General features: G+C 41.0%; 14 protein-coding genes. 7 read left to right on the forward strand and 7 right to left on the reverse strand.

All coding sequences use genetic code 11. From position 1 onward, the window contains the following. Positions 1-126: 126 nt before the first annotated feature. The 4 genes from OGM63_RS28970 to cobO all read left to right on the forward strand — a co-directional run bounded on the left by OGM63_RS28970 (position 127) and on the right by cobO (position 3,046). Positions 127-1,374 (forward strand): vWA domain-containing protein, encoded by a 1,248-nt coding sequence (locus OGM63_RS28970; RefSeq protein WP_263749210.1) that lies wholly within the window; start codon positions 127-129, stop codon positions 1,372-1,374. Positions 1,375-1,503: 129 nt separating this feature from the next. Next, positions 1,504-1,890 (forward strand): SMU1112c/YaeR family gloxylase I-like metalloprotein, encoded by a 387-nt coding sequence (gene gloA2 / locus OGM63_RS28975; RefSeq protein ID WP_263749211.1) that lies wholly within the window; start codon positions 1,504-1,506, stop codon positions 1,888-1,890. Positions 1,891-2,036: 146 nt separating this feature from the next. Further along, positions 2,037-2,369, forward strand: a complete 333-nt coding sequence (locus tag OGM63_RS28980; protein WP_263749212.1) for a hypothetical protein — start codon at positions 2,037-2,039, stop codon at positions 2,367-2,369. Beyond that, positions 2,369-3,046 (forward strand): cob(I)yrinic acid a,c-diamide adenosyltransferase, encoded by a 678-nt coding sequence (cobO, locus tag OGM63_RS28985; RefSeq protein WP_263749213.1) that lies wholly within the window; start codon positions 2,369-2,371, stop codon positions 3,044-3,046. Before OGM63_RS28980 ends, cobO begins: the two co-directional genes overlap by 1 nt. Before the next feature lie 163 nt (positions 3,047-3,209). Here cobO and OGM63_RS28990 read toward each other — a convergent pair whose 3' ends face one another. From OGM63_RS28990 to OGM63_RS29010, 5 genes are all read right to left on the reverse strand, one after another. Then, entirely contained in the window at positions 3,210-3,881 is a 672-nt protein-coding gene (locus OGM63_RS28990; protein ID WP_263749214.1) for a hypothetical protein, read from the reverse strand. Positions 3,882-4,348: 467 nt separating this feature from the next. Further along, positions 4,349-5,332, reverse strand: a complete 984-nt coding sequence (locus tag OGM63_RS28995; RefSeq protein ID WP_263749215.1) for an RNA polymerase sigma factor, RpoD/SigA family — start codon at positions 5,330-5,332, stop codon at positions 4,349-4,351. 604 nt (positions 5,333-5,936) lie between these two features. Further along, positions 5,937-7,667, reverse strand: a complete 1,731-nt coding sequence (locus OGM63_RS29000) for a helicase HerA domain-containing protein (RefSeq protein ID WP_263749216.1) — start codon at positions 7,665-7,667, stop codon at positions 5,937-5,939. A 194-nt stretch (positions 7,668-7,861) separates the two neighbouring features. Continuing rightward, positions 7,862-8,653 carry a glutathione S-transferase gene (locus OGM63_RS29005; RefSeq protein WP_263749217.1) on the reverse strand — a complete coding sequence of 264 codons (792 nt, stop codon included), beginning with the start codon at positions 8,651-8,653 and terminating at the stop codon, positions 7,862-7,864. A gap of 97 nt (positions 8,654-8,750) precedes the next feature. Then, positions 8,751-9,989, reverse strand: coding sequence for an RNA-guided endonuclease InsQ/TnpB family protein (locus OGM63_RS29010; RefSeq protein ID WP_263749218.1), 1,239 nt, complete (start codon positions 9,987-9,989; stop codon positions 8,751-8,753). Between the two features lie 762 nt (positions 9,990-10,751). On the opposite strand from OGM63_RS29010, the gene OGM63_RS29015 reads away from it, so the two are divergent. Then, on the forward strand, positions 10,752-11,669 hold the full coding sequence (locus OGM63_RS29015; RefSeq protein ID WP_263749219.1) for a fasciclin domain-containing protein: 918 nt from the start codon (positions 10,752-10,754) through the stop codon (positions 11,667-11,669). Between the two features lie 191 nt (positions 11,670-11,860). On the opposite strand, the gene OGM63_RS29020 is transcribed toward OGM63_RS29015, so the two are convergent. Both OGM63_RS29020 and OGM63_RS29025 read right to left on the reverse strand, forming a co-directional pair. Next, positions 11,861-12,964: a class I SAM-dependent methyltransferase gene (locus OGM63_RS29020; protein ID WP_263749220.1), complete on the reverse strand. Its 1,104-nt coding sequence runs from the start codon at positions 12,962-12,964 to the stop codon at positions 11,861-11,863. 166 nt (positions 12,965-13,130) lie between these two features. After that, positions 13,131-14,729: a phenylacetate--CoA ligase family protein gene (locus tag OGM63_RS29025; protein ID WP_263749221.1), complete on the reverse strand. Its 1,599-nt coding sequence runs from the start codon at positions 14,727-14,729 to the stop codon at positions 13,131-13,133. Between the two features lie 337 nt (positions 14,730-15,066). Between OGM63_RS29025 and OGM63_RS29030 the strand changes: the two genes are divergently transcribed. Both OGM63_RS29030 and OGM63_RS29035 read left to right on the forward strand, forming a co-directional pair. Continuing rightward, a complete protein-coding gene (locus OGM63_RS29030) occupies positions 15,067-16,728 on the forward strand; it encodes a serine/threonine-protein kinase (RefSeq protein ID WP_263749222.1) in 1,662 nt (553 codons plus the stop codon). 154 nt (positions 16,729-16,882) lie between these two features. Continuing rightward, the coding region (locus OGM63_RS29035) for a protein kinase domain-containing protein (RefSeq protein ID WP_375340538.1) at positions 16,883-17,916 on the forward strand (1,034 nt) is incomplete at its 3' end.

The following is a 17,916-nucleotide window of genomic DNA, read 5'->3' on the forward strand; positions in this document are numbered from 1 at the left end:
GGGCGCTCTTTACCCTGCCCGTACTAATATTGTTAACGTATGGTTGTGGGGTGAGTTTTCCGTAGCGCGATGCGTGCAGTTTGAAGTTATTTATAAATATGTATATCTAGATAGGAAACCTGGGTTATGAAGGTTAGCTTGCAGCCAACTCTGAATGATGATAGTTTGGACGCGAATCAACAAAACAGTCAACGTCAGTTGTCAATTTCGATTTCGGCGATCGCTGAAAATCTAGATCGCAATGTCCCTCTAAATTTATGTCTAATTTTAGACCATAGTGGCTCGATGAATGGGCGACCGCTAGAAACTGTGAAAAAAGCGGCGATTGGTTTGGTTGACAAACTCAAAAAAGGCGATCGCCTAAGTATTGTAGTCTTCGATCACCGTGCTAAGGTCTTAATCCCCAATCAATTTATCGAAGATCCAGAAAAAATCAAAAGGGAAATTAACCGACTTTCGGCGGATGGGGGGACGGCAATTGATGAAGGTTTGCGTTTGGGGATTGAGGAATTAGCAAAGGGTAAAAAAGAAACTATTTCTCAAGCTTTTCTGTTAACTGATGGCGAAAATGAACACGGTGATAACAACCGCTGTTTGAAATTTGCTCAATTGTCTGCTAGCTACAATTTAACTTTGAATACTTTGGGATTTGGTGACAATTGGAATCAGGATGTTTTAGAAAAAATCGCTGATGCTGCTTTGGGTACTTTATCTTACATTCAACAACCAGAACGAGCAGTAGAAGAATTTAGTCGGCTTTTCACGCGGATGCAAACGGTGGGATTGACGAATGCTTATTTACTATTTTCCCTGATGCCGAAAGTGCGATTAGCAGAACTAAAACCGATCGCCCAAGTTGCCCCAGACACAATTGAGTTACCTATACAATACGAAGCTGATGGGCGTTTGGCGGTGCGTTTGGGTGATTTAATGAAAGATGTGGAACGAGTGATTTTAGCGAATATTTATCTGGGACAATTGCCCGAAGGGAAACAAGCGATCGCTAATGTTCAAGTCCGCTACGACGATCCCACCGACAACCAAACTGGATTATTTTCGCCAAATATCCCAATTTATGCTGATGTAGTTCGGACTTATCAAGCTGCGAACGATCCGCAAGTGCAGCAACATGTTCTCGCGTTAGCGAAATATCGCCAAACTCAACTAGCGGAAGCGAAATTACAACAAGGCGATCGCGCTGGTGCAGCAACAATGCTACAAACTGCGGCAAAAACCGCTTTGCAAATGGGTGATACCAGTGCCGCGACGGTGTTACAAACTTCTGCCACTCGCTTGCAAGCTGGGCAAGAATTATCCGAAAGCGATCGGAAAAAAACCAGGATTGTATCTAAAACAGTTTTGCAAGATCCTTAGTTTTAAGTGTTGGTTGTTAGGTAGAGACGTTCCAGTGGAACGTCTCTACAAAAGTTAGTTGTTAGTTCGAGCGTTGCTATCTAGTATCCACTATCCACTAACCACTATCCCCTATCCCCTGCTAATTTCATGAAAACTGCTGGAATTCATCACATAGCTATTATTTGTTCTGATTATGAACGTTCCAAAAGGTTTTATGTAGAAGTTTTGGGCTTTTCTATAATTGAAGAGACTTTTCGCGCTCAGAGAAATTCTTATAAATTAGATTTACGTGTGGGAGAAAACCAGCAAATCGAGTTATTTTCTTTTGCTAATCCTCCGAAAAGGATTAATAATCCGGAAGCTTGCGGATTAAGACATCTGGCTTTTGAAGTTGAAGATATAGAGCAAACTGTTGTGGAATTAAAATCAAAAGGTGTAGAAGTAGAGAATATCAGGATTGATGAAATGACAAACAAGCGATTTACTTTCTTTAAAGACCCAGATAATTTGCCGTTAGAAATCTATGAAGGTTAAATTTGATACTAAATCTTAATTAAGAAAGGTGCTTTAGGCAACAGCCATAACACACTTTATGGTGATATTTTTACTTGATAAATAATCGGTTAATTAAAATAAATATGATAGTAAGAGAATATAGAGTTTGTGACACTCAGGCAATCATGAAACTGTTTGACGATACAGTTCATGAAACCAATATTCAAGATTACACTCAGGAACAAGTAAATGCTTGGGCATCGGAAAATATGGATTATAGTGTTGGTTTAGTATACTCGTGCGTGGTTGACAACGAAAGTCGTAAGTTGACTTCAACATTAAATATTAAATGCCAAATTTTGAGTTTAATTGATTACTTTAATCGGAAAGAGTGCAAAGCCATTTGTTTGGAAGTTTTTAGGCTAGCCCAATACTGCTCCGACTGGGAGCGTTATTTCTGCCGTGATGCACTAGTCCAAGCGTCCCCCTTATTGTTGAGAGTAATTTACAGAGATTAATGAAACCCGATACCACAACAGAATTTAACTCAGATCCAGAAATTGATCGCTTAATTGATGAAGTAATCACTTCTTCTTTAACGGATGAGCAGTATCGTAAAAAGATGCAGCGTCGTAAAGAAGTTCAAGATAAACGAATAGCGAATGCTGTGCCCGAAAAAGGTTTAGTTATTATTAATACCGGCAACGGGAAGGGAAAAACTACTGCTGCGTTGGGGATGGTATTACGATCGCTCGGTCATGGATATAAAGTAGCGATCGTCCAATTTATCAAAGGCGCCTGGGAACCTTCAGAAAAAAAGGTTTTCAGTATGTGGCAAGACCAGTTAGAATTTCATGCTATGGGCGGAGGTTTTACCTGGGAAACTCAAGACCGCGATCGCGACCTCGATAAAGCTTACGACGCTTGGCAAAAATCATTAGAATACATCTGCAATCCAGACTTCAAGCTGGTGCTGTTAGATGAAATTAATATCGCTCTGAAAATGGGTTATTTGCAAGTTGAGGAAGTTTTAGCAGGTTTGCAGCAAAAACCACCTGAGAAACACGTTATTCTCACAGGTAGAGGCGCACCAGCCGCTTTAATTGAGCGAGCTGATTTAGTTACAGAAATGACTTTAGTAAAGCATCCTTTTCGCGATCAAGGTGTGAAAGCGCAAGCGGGAATTGAGTTTTAATGAGTGAATGATGAACGATCAATGATGCCAAAACTCATTATTCATCGTTCGTGATTCATTGGACACGCGAAAGTGAAAATTAACTGTGCGTTACCCGAACCCCAAGAGACGTAGCACAGAATAGTCTCTACATTTTTTACACATCGGTTGTCTATTATTTTACTTACTTTCGATATCCACCATCTAAAGCTTGATTGCACATCTGCAAAATTCGGCGATCGCTTTCACTGATAATATTTAATTTATGATAGTCTTGTAGTGCCACTGAGTAAGCATAAGTCATTGGCTGATCTATATCTAGTTTCGGTGGTATGTTTGTCGTAGCCACCTCTTCTGAACCTCCTTGACCAGGGGCAGTCACCGTCATCGCCAACTCTCCTGAAGAGTCAACATTGCCCTGAAAACAACTAAACTCAGAACTGGGCATATACAACCCACCCATCACCTGATTTTGCCGCTTCTGAAATACAATATATCCTTGCCCAACTTGGTTTGGTTGTGACGACTGACCATAGAGATAAACACCATCTTTTTTGGGAAACTTCGTAGCGGGAACGGCAGCGTTTTTTGTTGCTTTTTGAGATTCGGTAAGTTGTACGGTAGTTCTAGGTGAAGAAACTTTATCGTCATTACCCTGGATTTGTCTTTGTTGCAAAACAGCGTTTCTGGAAACAAGCGGCAAATCCGTAACCAGCGTTGATGTTTGTACTGTTTCTATTTGGTTACTCAAAACTGGTTTAGCATGTTGACCAATAACACCAGCGGTGATAATTAAGCCAGCGAGGGGAATTGTCCATTTCCGAGGGGAAAGGAATTGATTGATATTATACAGCACCCAAATTCTCCTGTGAGAAAAAAACTACGTACTTCGCCACCTGTTTAAACCGTAACCAAGTATTTGGGGGTCAAGGCTTTGTCAAAGGTTTGATTTATATTGTGCGGAAAAACACACTTTCAAGAAATATTTTTTAGTTTTAATCAGAAAATACCATCGTTCAAGCGATTTTCACTTCACTAAGTAAATTCATTTGCTGGGGTAAGGTTTACGGAAAATTGCTGATATATTTTTCTTTTCTATTTTTAGTTTGATCAATACAGCAGATTGCGTTGTGATTAAATACAGGTAGAGACGTAGCACTTGGTAGTCTGTGAGCGGGTTTTACGCATGTGCCTCCGAAACCTGAAATTTGCTGTAAGATTTATTTTTGCCCTCTTATCCTCTTCCAGCGTCTTGCTGTTTTAGCTAAAAAAAATCGCCCCCTGAATTCAGGAGGCGCGTCGCCTAGAGCGATAAGCTTATAACTAGCTAGCAACGTACTCTTTAACATTTGCGCGACGACGACGCAGATGAGCAAGGGCTTGATGCTCTAATTGGCGGACGCGCTCGCGGCTAAGACTTAAGCGTTCACCAACTTTCGCTAGAGACATTTCGTTACCATCTTCTAAACCAAAGCGCAAAGCTAAAACTTCTCGCTGTTGGGGGGTGAGTTCAGCCAGAAGAGTGTTCAAGTCTTGGCGCAAGAACTCTTGAGTCATGTAATACTCAGGAGATGGTCCATCATCTTCGAGCATTTCTTGCAACTCAGTATCTTGATTATCGCCGACGCGTACATCCAAAGAAACTGGCTGACGTGCCATATTCAGGTATTCGCGAATTTGAGCCGGTTCTAGCTCAAGTTCTTTGGCAATTTCTGCCGGTGTTGGCGATCGCCCTAATTTTTGAGCTAGTTCGCGCTGTACTTTTTTGATTTTGTTCAGCTTCTCGGTGATGTGGATCGGTAAGCGGATTGTCCGACCTTGTTGAGCGATCGCTCGCGTAATCGCTTGACGAATCCACCAGTAAGCGTAAGTTGAGAACTTATAACCCCGTGTCGGGTCAAACTTCTCTACACCTCTCTCTAGTCCTAGAGTTCCTTCTTGGATCAAATCCAGAAACTCCATATTTCGCTTTTGGTACTTTTTCGCAATAGCAACGACTAAGCGCAAATTCGCCTCAATCATCTTTTGCTTTGCCCGCTTACCTTGATGCACAAGCTGTGTAACCTCTGACGAAGGCTGGTTAACGTGGCTTGCCCACTCTTCTAAGCTGATTTGGCGTTGCAGTTTCTTTTCTAAAGCTTCTTTAGCTTCCACTAACTTCATCATGTGTTGCACCTGCTTCCCAAAGATGATTTCTTGGTCACGGGTTAGCAGTGGTACACGACCAATCTCGCGCAGATAGGTTCGCACCATATCAGCCGTGAATTTGGTGTTAGAGTTTTCAGTTTGGGTGTTAACAGTAGGCATTGGTGCGTGGTCCTCTTGTCCGTAAACACAATGAATATTTAATTACTAGGGTGGATGGGGAAAGATTGTGTTTTGATCTCACCACATTATGAACTACCGAAGACAATCATATTAATACAGGTTTTGTCAAGACGGTGCTCCCTTTAGATAGGTTTCCCTATCCTCCCTAAATCTTTAAGTCGTTAGAAGTACGCGCTCTTTAATTTCCCTTGATTTCTTTTCGTCCTCACTCGCTAGCAGCGAGCCGAAAAATACGAAGTCAGTATGAGTTCTAGTTATTTAATATTACGACAAATTAGCCAGATAGTAAAGTAGGTCAGATAAATCTTTCAATTATAGTGCAAAAATATTTGTTTGCCAAATAAATGGCGAAAAATTCTTTTGTGCCCTTAATATCTATAGTGACGCTAAAACCCCTTTCGCGGGTGCCCGAAATTAGCCGGATAACCGAACTGATTAATTGTAATATTACGAAATGGTTAGGGGTTAGGGGTTAGGAGTTAGGAGTTAGGAGTTAGGAGTTAGGAGTTAGGAGTACTTCTTGACAACTAACAATTATCCACTATCCACTAACAACTAACTACGCTCCAACGCTCCAACCAAATTAAAACCCCAGATCGGCTTTAGCTAGTTCAGCAGCTGCGAAGACTTCTGCGTCTGGTTTTTCTTCCCAAGCGGTATCACCAATTTCTGCATAGAAAGTTGAATCGTAAGGACGGGTACGCACTACTACAGGCATGGGTACCGCGTGTCCTAAAATTAAAGCTTGTTGCTTTGAGTCTAACTTGGCTAAGACCGATCGCAAACCACCACCACCAGAGACACCTGTAAAAATCGCGTCGATGTCTTTTTCATCATTGAGCAAAGCGGTGATGCGAGTGCCAATTTGAGACATAACTTCATTATCTATGCCTGAAGGACGTTGATCGACCACCAGAAGTGTAACGAAATATTTCCGCAACTCGCGGGCGATGGTGCCAAAGATGGTACTTTGGACAATAGCGGGGTCAAGAAAGCGGTGCGCTTCCTCAATGGTAATCATTAATGGCGTCGGGCGATCGCATGGATTTTTACTTTGCAAGAACTTGTCAGCTTTTTTGACATACTTCTCGTGAATGCGTTTGGTAATCATGTTCGTCACCAACATGTAAGAAAGCATGTTGGATTGGGAACCAAATTCGATCACAACATTCTTCCCTGCTGACAAACATTGCAAAATCTTATCGATGTAGTTTTGCGGGCAAGCCGCTCGTATATACTTTAAACTATCCATTCGCAAAAGTTTGCGTTGCAAAGCCATAATCGAACCTTTATGTCCGCGCTTTTCATCGCAGAACATCTCGATTTCGTCGTTCGTCATGCTCAGTAATTGGACAATCCAAGATTTACCGAATTCGGAGAACAAAATATTGGCATTATCTAATGCTGCATCCGACAATCCTAAATCGCGACTGCATAACTTAATATCTTCGACATCGATTTGGTCGTAACTTAAATATAGTTCTTGTGCATCACGCACACCTCGACGTTTTGTAGATTCTGGGTCAAGGGTGTAAACTTCAACTTGACTGGGAAATAACTGCTTTAAACCTTTAACAGTATTAACATTTTTACCTTCCGCTACAGCTTCCCAACCATACTCGGAATGCATATCAAAAATTAAATTAACTGCTGCACTTTTGCGAATCACACCAGCTAAAAGTAAGCGTGTTAAAAAGGATTTTCCAGTACCAGATTTGCCAAAAACGCCGTTACTGCGTTCAACAAAACGATTTAAATCGATGCAAACTGGTACATCCATATCCAGCGGTTTCCCGATAGAGAAATTTTTTCTTTGCGGATCGTCTTCCCAACCAAATACTCGACGAAAATCGTCTTCACTTGCTTCATAAACTTGGCTAAAGTGACTGGGAATAGTTTTAACTGGTAACAGTTCCATCGTCGTGCTGGTTTGCGGTTGAAAAGATGCTAAACCCGTTGCCGATGGGACAAAGGGATTGACAGATTTGCCATTTGTGGCTGAATAAGATTCATTATTTTCGGGAGTGAACATCAACATCGGTGAGAGATTGATAGTTCCATAAGTACCACTTCCGGCTAAAACTTCTCTTAAAAAAGTGTCATCCCAACTTGGAGGATTAGCAATAATTCTTTGGTTAGCAGTTCCTAGTGCTACATCTGTCAGCATACAGAAAAAACGCGATCGCATCCCTTGCACGACTAAAAACTTACCCACTCGCATATCTTCAACCGAAATATCCGGGTGTAATCTTACTTCTAATCCTTCTGTGAGAGAACCTTCTATTACTGAACCTAACGGTTGTCCCAAATTCATATCTTATTTCTGAGTGGATAGTTGGAGCGTTGTGAGTGGATAGTCGTTGGTTGTTAATAGATAGTTGGAGCGTTGTTGATTCTTGGATGTTGAGTGTTGGTTGCTGATTGTCAAAAAGTACTCCTAACTCCTAACCCCTAACCCCTAACCCCTAACCCCTAACTCCTAACCACTATCCACCATCCACGCTCCTATTAATCAATTTGAATTGAATTTGGAGCGCTACCTGTGGTAGTTGTAGGTATTAATGGTATGCGATATTGACTATAAAGGCGATCGCGCCAAGTGAAGAAGGGTTCATAAAGGGGATTATCTGCTAATTCTGGGACACCTTTACCTCTGAGGCTGACTGGCAAATCCAGATAGGGACCATCGGGAAACTTCAGCAAAATCGACAATCCCGCCACGGCAAAGTCTGCTAAAGTAGGTTCGTCTCCGACTAAATAAGGACTTTCTGCCAATATTAGCGTCAGTGCTTCTAAGTCTTGCTTTAAGTCGGTGATGGCGCTACGTACCACATCAGGAGTATAACCTACTCCAACACCCAATACTTTAAGTAAATCGTTTGGAACTACTTGAACCAGAGTTTTGAATACATCGGGTGTGGAAGTCGGTAATAAAGACTTGCGGAAATTTTGGTTTTGACTAATCGCCGAAAATAACGCTTTACGACTTTTGATACCAATCGACTCATCAGCCCATTCTTCCATCATTAAGCATAAACCGCGTTGCTTTGAATCTTTGGGTATTAGTGGGCGATCGGGATATTCTAAGTCTAAATACTTAGCTATGGCTGTGGAATCTGAGATATATCTATTACCATCTTTCAGCACTGGTACTTGTCGCTGACCAGTCAACCGGAAAAGATCTACCTGTCCAATTCCAGGTACAATTTCAATTTTGCGGTACGCTAATCCTTTATAATCAAGGATTAGGCGTGCTTTCTCTGAGTAATGAGATAGTTCAAATTGGTATAATTCCAGCATCTTTACTACCCTGTAATCGGTGCGTTGATCAACTTTACAATTGTATCTTTATTGACATACTCCCCGGCGTGAACGCACGGAGATTCTAATTCATGGTTCACAGAAATCCGCTTGCTATATCAAGTTTCCCATTAATAGTATTGGCGGTCTTCTCCCCATGCTTTCCCGATTGCTCGGCAGATTCTTCTTGCCCAGAAGTACTGTTTTTTTGCCACTCAACTCCTAATATTTTCATGCCCTTTTTGAGGATATTAATCGCCGCGTTCGTATCACGACATATTTCAACCCCACAGGATGCACATAAATGAGTTCTAGTGCTGAGTGACTTTTTCACTCTATGCCCACAACTAGAGCAATCTTGGGAAGTATAGTTTGGCGACACTGCCACAACTGCTTTATCCCAGATTTTCCCGTAGTAATCTAGCCATTGAGTGAACTGATGCCAACTAGCGTCAGAAATCGATTTAGCCAAATGGTGATTTTTGACCATGTTCGCAATCTTCAAATCCTCATAGACAATCACATCGTTAGAGTGAACCACGCATCGGGCTTGCTTTATAGCCCAATCTTTACGCTGTCTAGTGATTTTTAGATGAACTTTACCTAATCGTTTCCGGTAAGAGTGATAATTGATTGACTGCGGTTTTTTACCTTTGACGAACTTTTTACTCAACCGCTTTGATTGCTTTTTGAGCCTACGTTCTGACTTTCTCAAGAATTGGGGATAAATTACAGCATTATCATTTTGGTCTTTGGTGAAATATTTTAATCCCAAGTCCAGCCCAACAACATTACCCGTAAATTCTCCAACTTCCTTACGGTCAGCATCAAAACAGAATTGGGCATAATACCCATCCGCCCTTCTAACTACACGAACGCGGTTGATTTTAAGCCGATGCAGGTCTTCTCGCGTCGATGAATTGCAGAATACAGATAACGAGCCAACCTTGAAACCATCTGTGAAAGTAATAATTTTGCAATCATCAGATAGTTTCCAGCCTGAGACTTTATATTCTACTGAACGACAATGCTTTTTAAATTTAGGATAACCTTTCTTTTTCTCCTGCTTTTTACAACGCTTGTAGAAATTTGAGATAGCAGCCCAAGCTCTTTCGGCACTGGCTTGACGCGCTGCGGAATTTAACTTTAAAGCAAAGCCAAATTCGGTAGCTAAGTCTTTACACAGCTTATATAAGTCCCCTTTACTAACCCCCTGATTATCCATCCAATAACGAACTGCTTTATTCCTAATGAATTGGGCAGTGCGAATGGCATCATCAAGAGCTTGGTATTGCTCCTTGGTTCCGTTTAGTAGCTTGGCTTCTCTTACTATCATTCCTGTATTTTATCACGGAATATTGCAGATAAAACAATATAATAAAATCTAAAGCCGTCAAGCGAAGGACGGGGCTTTAAACCCATTTTTTCGGTAATATAAATTTTCATGACAATTAATTTATTTTGCGCTAAATTAATCGAGACTAACGTTGATTTTTGGATAAAGACACGATTTGGGCAAAAATACTATTATAGGGATAAACCCCGTCTTTAAAGACGGGGGAGAGCGTTGTTATTCATTCAATTAAAAACATCAAATCATGAAAATATTTAATTAGTCGCCATCAACGGCTTGCATCATTGTAGATAATTTTAGATAAAAAGTTGCTGGCATCGCCTCTTTATTTCGCGCTTTTCCTCTGCTTTTTTGTGGTGCTTGTTAGAAAAACAAAGGAAAGTGAAACAAATTTTTGTATAGAACGCGACGTTTGTACTAAATTTACCACTTTTTTGATGAGATTAGAGTTTTTTATCTTAAATGCTTGCTTTTTCTTTGGGTGATGCGATATTAGCGGAGGAGAAAATTCGCAAACAAGCGCGATCGCCTATACAAAAGTCGTGATAAATTTTATTTTATTCATATTCTCTTTGATACAGGCGATACCTTCTAACCTTCAGTGTAATAATTTCCGGATTAAGGAAATGCTATCACTACAGCATATTTTCAACATAAAATATTACTTCTTTAGTTAGATTTTATGTGTAGGTAAATGTTATAAGTCTTTATGTAATGTGTGGAAATTAAAGCCAAACAAAATTTATGAAGGTTAATTATAACAGAAAATTGCTGACCAAGTTAGCAGGACTAGTAGGAGCAACCGGCGCTAGTTTCCTCATGATTTTTTCGGCTAGAGCCAATGAGGTATTAAATCCTAACCCTGGTGTTTTCTCAGAAGCCCCCTACAATCGTGGTCAACGTGTTTTGGTAAATGCTGAATATACACCGACTGAGCCAGAATTAGCCAAAAAGGGAAAGAAGCCTGCACCACGGAAAAGCACCGTATCTCAGAGTAACCAAACAGGCAGTATAAATCCTAAACCTAGTATTTTCAACGAGGCTCCTTATAACCGTAGTGGTCGCACTGCACCAGGTGAAACACCTAGCCCACCTACTACCCCAGACGCTACACCGACCCCAACACCCACACCGGGAAGTACAGAGACACCCCCCACACCGGGAAGTACAGAGACACCCCCCACACCGGGAAGTACAGAGACACCCAGCCCAACTAAACCGTCTGGAGGAAGTTCCAACACCTCAGGTAAGAATTTGGTAGCGCTAGCGGAAGCGGACGGCTCTTTTAAAACTTTAACCAAGGCTTTGAAAGCAGCTGGATTGACACAGATTTTACAAGGTAAAGAGAATTACACCATTTTTGCGCCCACGGATGCGGCATTTGCTAAATTAAAAGAAGGTGTGTTGGACGATTTGTTGAAGTCAGAAAATAAAGAAGTATTGGTCAAGGTTTTGACTTACCATCTGGTAAAAGGTCAAGTATTATCTACTGATTTGAAATCTGGCGAAGTGAAAAGTGTTGAAGGCGGTGCGATCAACGTTAAAGTTGATCCGACAACTGGTGTAACCGTTAATGAAGCTAAGGTGACGAAGGCAGATATCAAGGGTAGCAATGGTGTTATCCATGCGATCGATCAGCTGATTATACCTCCTGATTTGTAATGTCATAAGTTTTCAGATTTGAATAACAAAAACCCGTTAAAACTAATATTTGAACGGGTTTTTTATCGTGTTTAATTGTGAAAATTATTGTCTTTATTCAGCCCTTTGAAGACAACGCGCAGATCAATATCACTAGTGGCTACTGCACTGTAATTAGCGTAACTTCCTGATATCAGAAAACATTGTAGGAATTACTTCCTTGCTGCCATACAAGTTGTCACTGGGTAATCAGGATGAAAATCCTCTAGCTCCTGAGAGGATAATTCTTCTACTGAAATTCCCATAAAACTGGCTATAAGTGTCAAAGGATTACCGTAAAGATATAACCTTTGTTGGGAAAAATCTTGAAATAAGTGTTCCATTCCTTGAGGAAGTGGTCGCCAGCAATCTATAGGAGCGTCATGTAATCTCTGGGCATTGGGTACCATACAAAAACATTGACCACTAGGTTTTAGCCAACTGTAAATATTTTTGACAACCACCCAAGGTTCACGACAATGTTCCAAGACATTAAATATTACTACTGTATCTAGAGATTCTGGTCTGACTATTGTTGGATCATTTACATCTCCAACTAAAGTAACTCCTGATCTTGGAAGAAGATCGAGGGTTTGGTATTGAGTGGCGTTATGGAACCCAAAAGTTTCTTGATTTAGTAAGACTCCGCCGATTTCTAATACATTTCCTGTAACTTGCTCTCGAATTTCGCCAATAAATTTATCTAAATAATACGTATCAATTGCTGTTCCTCTGGCAAATCCAAACATAGGACATATAGGAAATCTTCGTCTCAAATCACCCAAATCTAAAGCATTTATTGATGGCGCAAGCAGACCTAATTTCACCATATCTTCTACTAATTGGCAAAAATAGTCAAAACTATTAATACTTTGGCATTTATCTGTAAAGATTGCTTGCTCAAATAGATAGCTTACCACTTGGTAAGTCTCTCGACTATCAGTAGTTAAATCGACTTGTTCTTCAGATATCGGTAGGCTGGAAAATCCATTTTTAAACACTTGCAAAGTGTTATAAGTTACAAAGACTATGAAATTATCTGAGTTAATGTGATCTTTTATATGCTGATGCTTACTTTCTAAAATAGGAGAAGCTTGAATTTTTTGGAACTGTTCATATGCTGCTTCGACAGATTGTTCATGAATAAAAATTTCTAAGATGGTCAACCAATCTTTATTTTCAATAACCTGGGTTTTCTTTTGATTCCAGTCATGTACTACCAAAACCCGAGAATTTTTGATTCTTAAAAATGTACTAGCGACATACTTTCTCAGCATACATTTTTGCTCCTCTACTAAATCATTGCTAAATTAAAATTTGCTTTATTTCCGGAAAATATAATATTCCGATTTTGACAAAAATGTTAAATTGCTATACAAAACTTTACACCGAATAATGCCAAGACTGCTGATTCGCTTTTAGTATCAGCTTTAGCGAAAATTGCTATTTGCGTGTATAGCGATGCTTCACCCCAACGGGGAAATATTCCGAATCGCCAAGTGGTGTTAATATGACTTTTGGCATTTGATATTCTGGGGGGACGTAGTTAGCAAACTCGCTGTTGAGGCGCTTTAATTGTGAGAGAATTGAATTGGCGATCGCTTGAGTTTTCTCTTCACTTCCTTCTACCTCAGGCGCCAACTCCACAATCACAGATAAAAAGCGGTTCTTGTCTGCATCTTCCTTCACCTGCAATACAAACTTACCCGTCACCCACTCTTTAATTCCAGGTTGCTCTAATCCTATCGTTACATTTTCTGGGTAAATATTCGCCCCAAAGTAAGAAACCGTAAAATTAGAACGTCCAAAAACGTAAACAAAAGGTAATTGATGAATCCCTCTCACTATAGCCCGTGCAGACGGGCTTTGTTCATATAGCCGCACCCTAGAAGGGTGCGGGTTCTGGTTCTGGTTCGGTTGCGGGTTCATTGTAACACCCTGATTTTCTAACTCCGCAACAGGGTTAAATCCCCACTCTGCCAAAAATTCCAACATGGCATCATAACTAATTATCCCACCAGTATCTAAAATGTTATAACGCACCAAGGGAATACCATTATCTCCCGAAAAAAACAACGTACCATTTTCAACTTCAAAAAAGCGACTTATCGGGTCATACTGTAGCAAAGTAGGTAAACGAGATTCTCCAAATAAAGCTTTTGCAGCATCAGGATTTTCTGCCAAAAAACGACGAATACAGATACTTAAAGGTGTTTCATTCGCCAAAACACCTGCATCCGCAGTACCATAAAGTGATGCTGAATCGTAACAGTAATTTTGCGAACCAATTCTTTCACCAACTAAACTACGCCATTCTTCACTAAATACTTCCCCTGCCATAACTAGCTTAACTTGATATTGCTGCCATTCCACACCACGAGCAATACCACTATCAATTACATCTTTCAAAAATGGCGGATATCCTAACAATACAACTTGCTCGAAAGCTGAACCAAGTTCTTGCACAACTCGCAATATTTCTTCTTTGTTATTACCTGGTGTAATTACTGTGATAGGATAACCCTTACTGGCAAGATAGCGACAACAATTAGTTGTGAACATTCCACCTACCCAGGTTCCTAAAGTGAAACAAATCACAGCTAAAGTGCTTTTGGAATCTGCATAAAAGCTGTCGTGAAATATCTGCTCAAAGCGTACAGCAATTTGCAGTTCATCTGTGAAGAAACGAGTCCAAAATGTCGGTTTACCTGTGGAACCTGAAGAAGCAGCTATCATGTCACATGCTTGTAACTGTCCGTTGCGACACAAGTCAGCTAAAGGATGACGCGAGATATAATTTTCTTTGGTAATCAAAGGTAATTTTTGGAAATCCTCAAAGGTTTCGATGGAAGCGGGATTTATATTCTGTTGTGCTAAAAAAGTCTTGTAAGCCGGTACGTTAGCAGCGATTTCGTGAAATAATGCCAAGACTGCTGATTCGCTTTTACTATTTATATGGCGTTGTAGTAGGGTTTCTAAAGGTGTAGTTATAAACTCTTGAAAAGCCCTAATTGCCCGCTGCTGTTGTGATTCGGTGTTCATAACACTTATATTTTTATGACTATCCGTTAGGGGAGAGGGGGAGAGTTCTTGAGAGGGGGGGACAAGGGGACAAGGGGGACAAGGGGACAAGGGGGACAAAGCAATTAATAACTCCTCACTCCCGTACAGACGTAAAGCGTGGAACGTCTCTACCGCTCCTTTGCTCCTCCGCTCCTCCCCTACAGACGTAAAGAGTGGAACGTCTCTACCGCTCCTCCTAACTCCTAACTCCTAACTCCTCACTCCTAACTCCTCCACTCCCTATTCATAATTTTGCGTAAATGGGATTGCACCTGTTGTAGCAATAAAGAAAACCTTTCATTCACCCTTGGGCATTATGCAAGTCTATTGCAGTAAACAACACGCAAATAATCAGAGTAACCGATTTTGTATCCACTGCGGTGAGCCGTTGCCTCTTGCTACGGGGAAGGTGGTGGAGAACCGCTATCATATTTTACGACAACTGGGGCAGGGCGGTTTTGGACGCACTTATTTGGCTCTTGACAAAAATCAATCGAATCAAAATTGCGTGCTGAAGGAATTTGCCCCCCAAGTTGAAGCACAACAAGATTTATTAAAAGCGAAAGAATTATTTGAACGGGAAGCAAGTGTTTTAAAGAAACTTCAGCATCCGCAAATTCCCCGTTTTCACGCTTCTTTGCAAGCGAAGTTAGGTGATAAAGATTTTTTCTTTTTGGTGCAAGATTATGTGGAGGGTGAAAATTATTATGAGTTGTTAGAACGTCAAACTTTTACTGAGGAAGAAGTAATTAAGTTATTGCAAGAAATTTTACCTGTATTGTCATATATTCACTCACTTGATGTCGTTCACCGGGATATTTCTCCTGATAATCTGATTTTGCGGAGTTCTGATAATTTGCCGGTGTTGATTGATTTTGGTGGTGTGAAGCAATTACCCGCAAGTAAAGGCTTTTGGTTTACTCAGTTGGGTGGAAATCGCACATTGTTGGGTAAAAAGGGTTACGCACCAGAAGAACAGTTACGTCAGGGAAAGGCATTTCCTAGTAGCGATTTGTACTCTTTGGCGGTGACATCGCTGGTATTATTGACAGGTAAGGAACCGCAACATCTTTATGATAGCTATCAAGGTGTTTGGCGTTGGGGACAGGAAATTAAAGTTAGTTCGCAACTGGAAGCGGTGTTAAAAAGGATGCTTGCTTATAAACCAAGCGATCGCTATCAAACAGCGAATGAAGTTCTCAAAGATTTAAAGTTTTCTATGGCTGCCAAAACCGCAAATCCACACATCACCAAGCTGAAAACTATGATAGCCGCTCCTGGGGGACAACGCGCTGGTGCTGTGGTCAGTAATCTCCACAAAAGAACGCAATTAATCGCCGGTGCTTTACCTTTACCTGTTTGGCTTCGTCCTTTTGCTGTTAGTCTTATCGGGACAACTGCGGTTGTTTTAACTTTCGCTGGTACTTGGGCGGTAGTAAATGCCGTTGTTCGGACTGTATCATCAATATCTGTCCCTTCAATTTCTCTACCGAAATTACCGGGGGGAGCAAATCCGGAAAATAAACCCGCAAATAATAAAGATATAAGTCAAATTGTTAATCGTCGTGAAGAATTAGAAATTCCTCAAGGATTTTTTACGAGAACTGTAGATAATTTATTTTATACTGAGAAACCAGAATTACAGGGACGCCCTCTAACTTCTAACCCAGAAGATACTGCTTTACGGAAAGAATGGTACGGTGTAGCTGATGACTTGCTAGATAAATTAGAACAAGCTAAACTCAGTAACGCATCGCGTCGGAAGTTGGGAAATTACGGTTCTCAAGATAACGACGTTTGGAAACGCAAAGCGCAAGCAGGACAGTTAGGTGATTATACAATTAGTCAATTGAACAGAGACACAAATCAAAAATTCGATCGCTTGTTTCCCGGTCAGCGACGTGGGAAACTCAATCAAAAGACTCTCGGTCAAATTTGGTATGCGATCGCTGCCGATCAGGTTAGTAAACAACAATAAGGAAGTGGGGAGTAGAGAGTTAGGAGTTAGGAGTTAGGAGTTAGGAGTTAGGAGTTAGGAGTTAGGAGTTCATAAAACAACCAACAAGCAACATCCAACAAGTAAGATCCAACAACGCTCCAACGCTCCAACGCTCCAACGCTCCTAAATTATTATGAATCTCGTTTATTGTTCCAAGGGACACGAAAATCCTGCTGGTAGTCACTTTTGTCTTCATTGTGGTGAAAAGTTAAATCAAAATCTGATGAGTCAGGGTATCCAACCGGGACAAACTTTAGGCGATCGCTATGTTATTCTACGTCTGCTCGGTCAAGGAGGATTCGGACGCACTCATTTAGCTGAAGATATCAACCGCTTTCGGGAACTTTGTGTTTTAAAGGAATTCTCTCCCCAAGTTCAAACTCCCTACGTTTTACAAAAAGCTGAAGAACTATTTCAGCGAGAAGCAACTGTTCTTTACAAATTGCAACATCCACAAATTCCCCGCTTCCGGGAATTGTTTCGCAGCAACTTGGGGGGTAAAGAATACCTGTTTTTGGTGCAAGATTATGTAGAAGGGCAACCTTACAACGCTTTATTAAATACTCGCTTACAGCAAGGTTTGCGCTTTAGTGAAGCAGAAGTGCGTCAATTGTTGCTGCAACTGCTGCCAGTTTTGGATTACATCCACTCCTTAGGAGTCATTCACCGTGATATCTCACCCGATAACTTAATTCTTCGCACAGCTGACCAATTGCCAATCTTAATTGACTTTGGGGGGGTGAAACAAGTAGTCGCAGCCGTAGCTTCAGAATATTCCCAAAACGGTGCAGGTGTGACACCACCCGCAACGCTACTCGGTAAGGTGGGATACGCACCCTCAGAACAGATGCAAACCGGGCTGGTGTCACCTCACAGCGATTTGTATGCTTTAGCCGCAACCGTGTTAGTTTTACTGACAGGCAGACAGCCGCAAGAATTAATTGATACTCAGACTTTAACTTGGCAATGGCGACGGGAAGTTACTGTTAGTCCGAATTTAGAACAGGTGTTAGAGAGAATGCTATCACCTATACCAGGCGATCGCTTCAAATCAGCGCGACAAGTATTAGATGCATTAAACACGTCACCTGTCAACTATCCACCAACTCAATATCCCACTCAACAAATTCAAAGTACCATTGCAGTAACCTCCCGTCCTCCCCCCTC

The sequence above is a fragment of the Plectonema radiosum NIES-515 genome (assembly GCF_025753815.1).
Lineage (GTDB): Bacteria > Cyanobacteriota > Cyanobacteriia > Cyanobacteriales > Nostocaceae > Hassallia > Hassallia radiosum_A.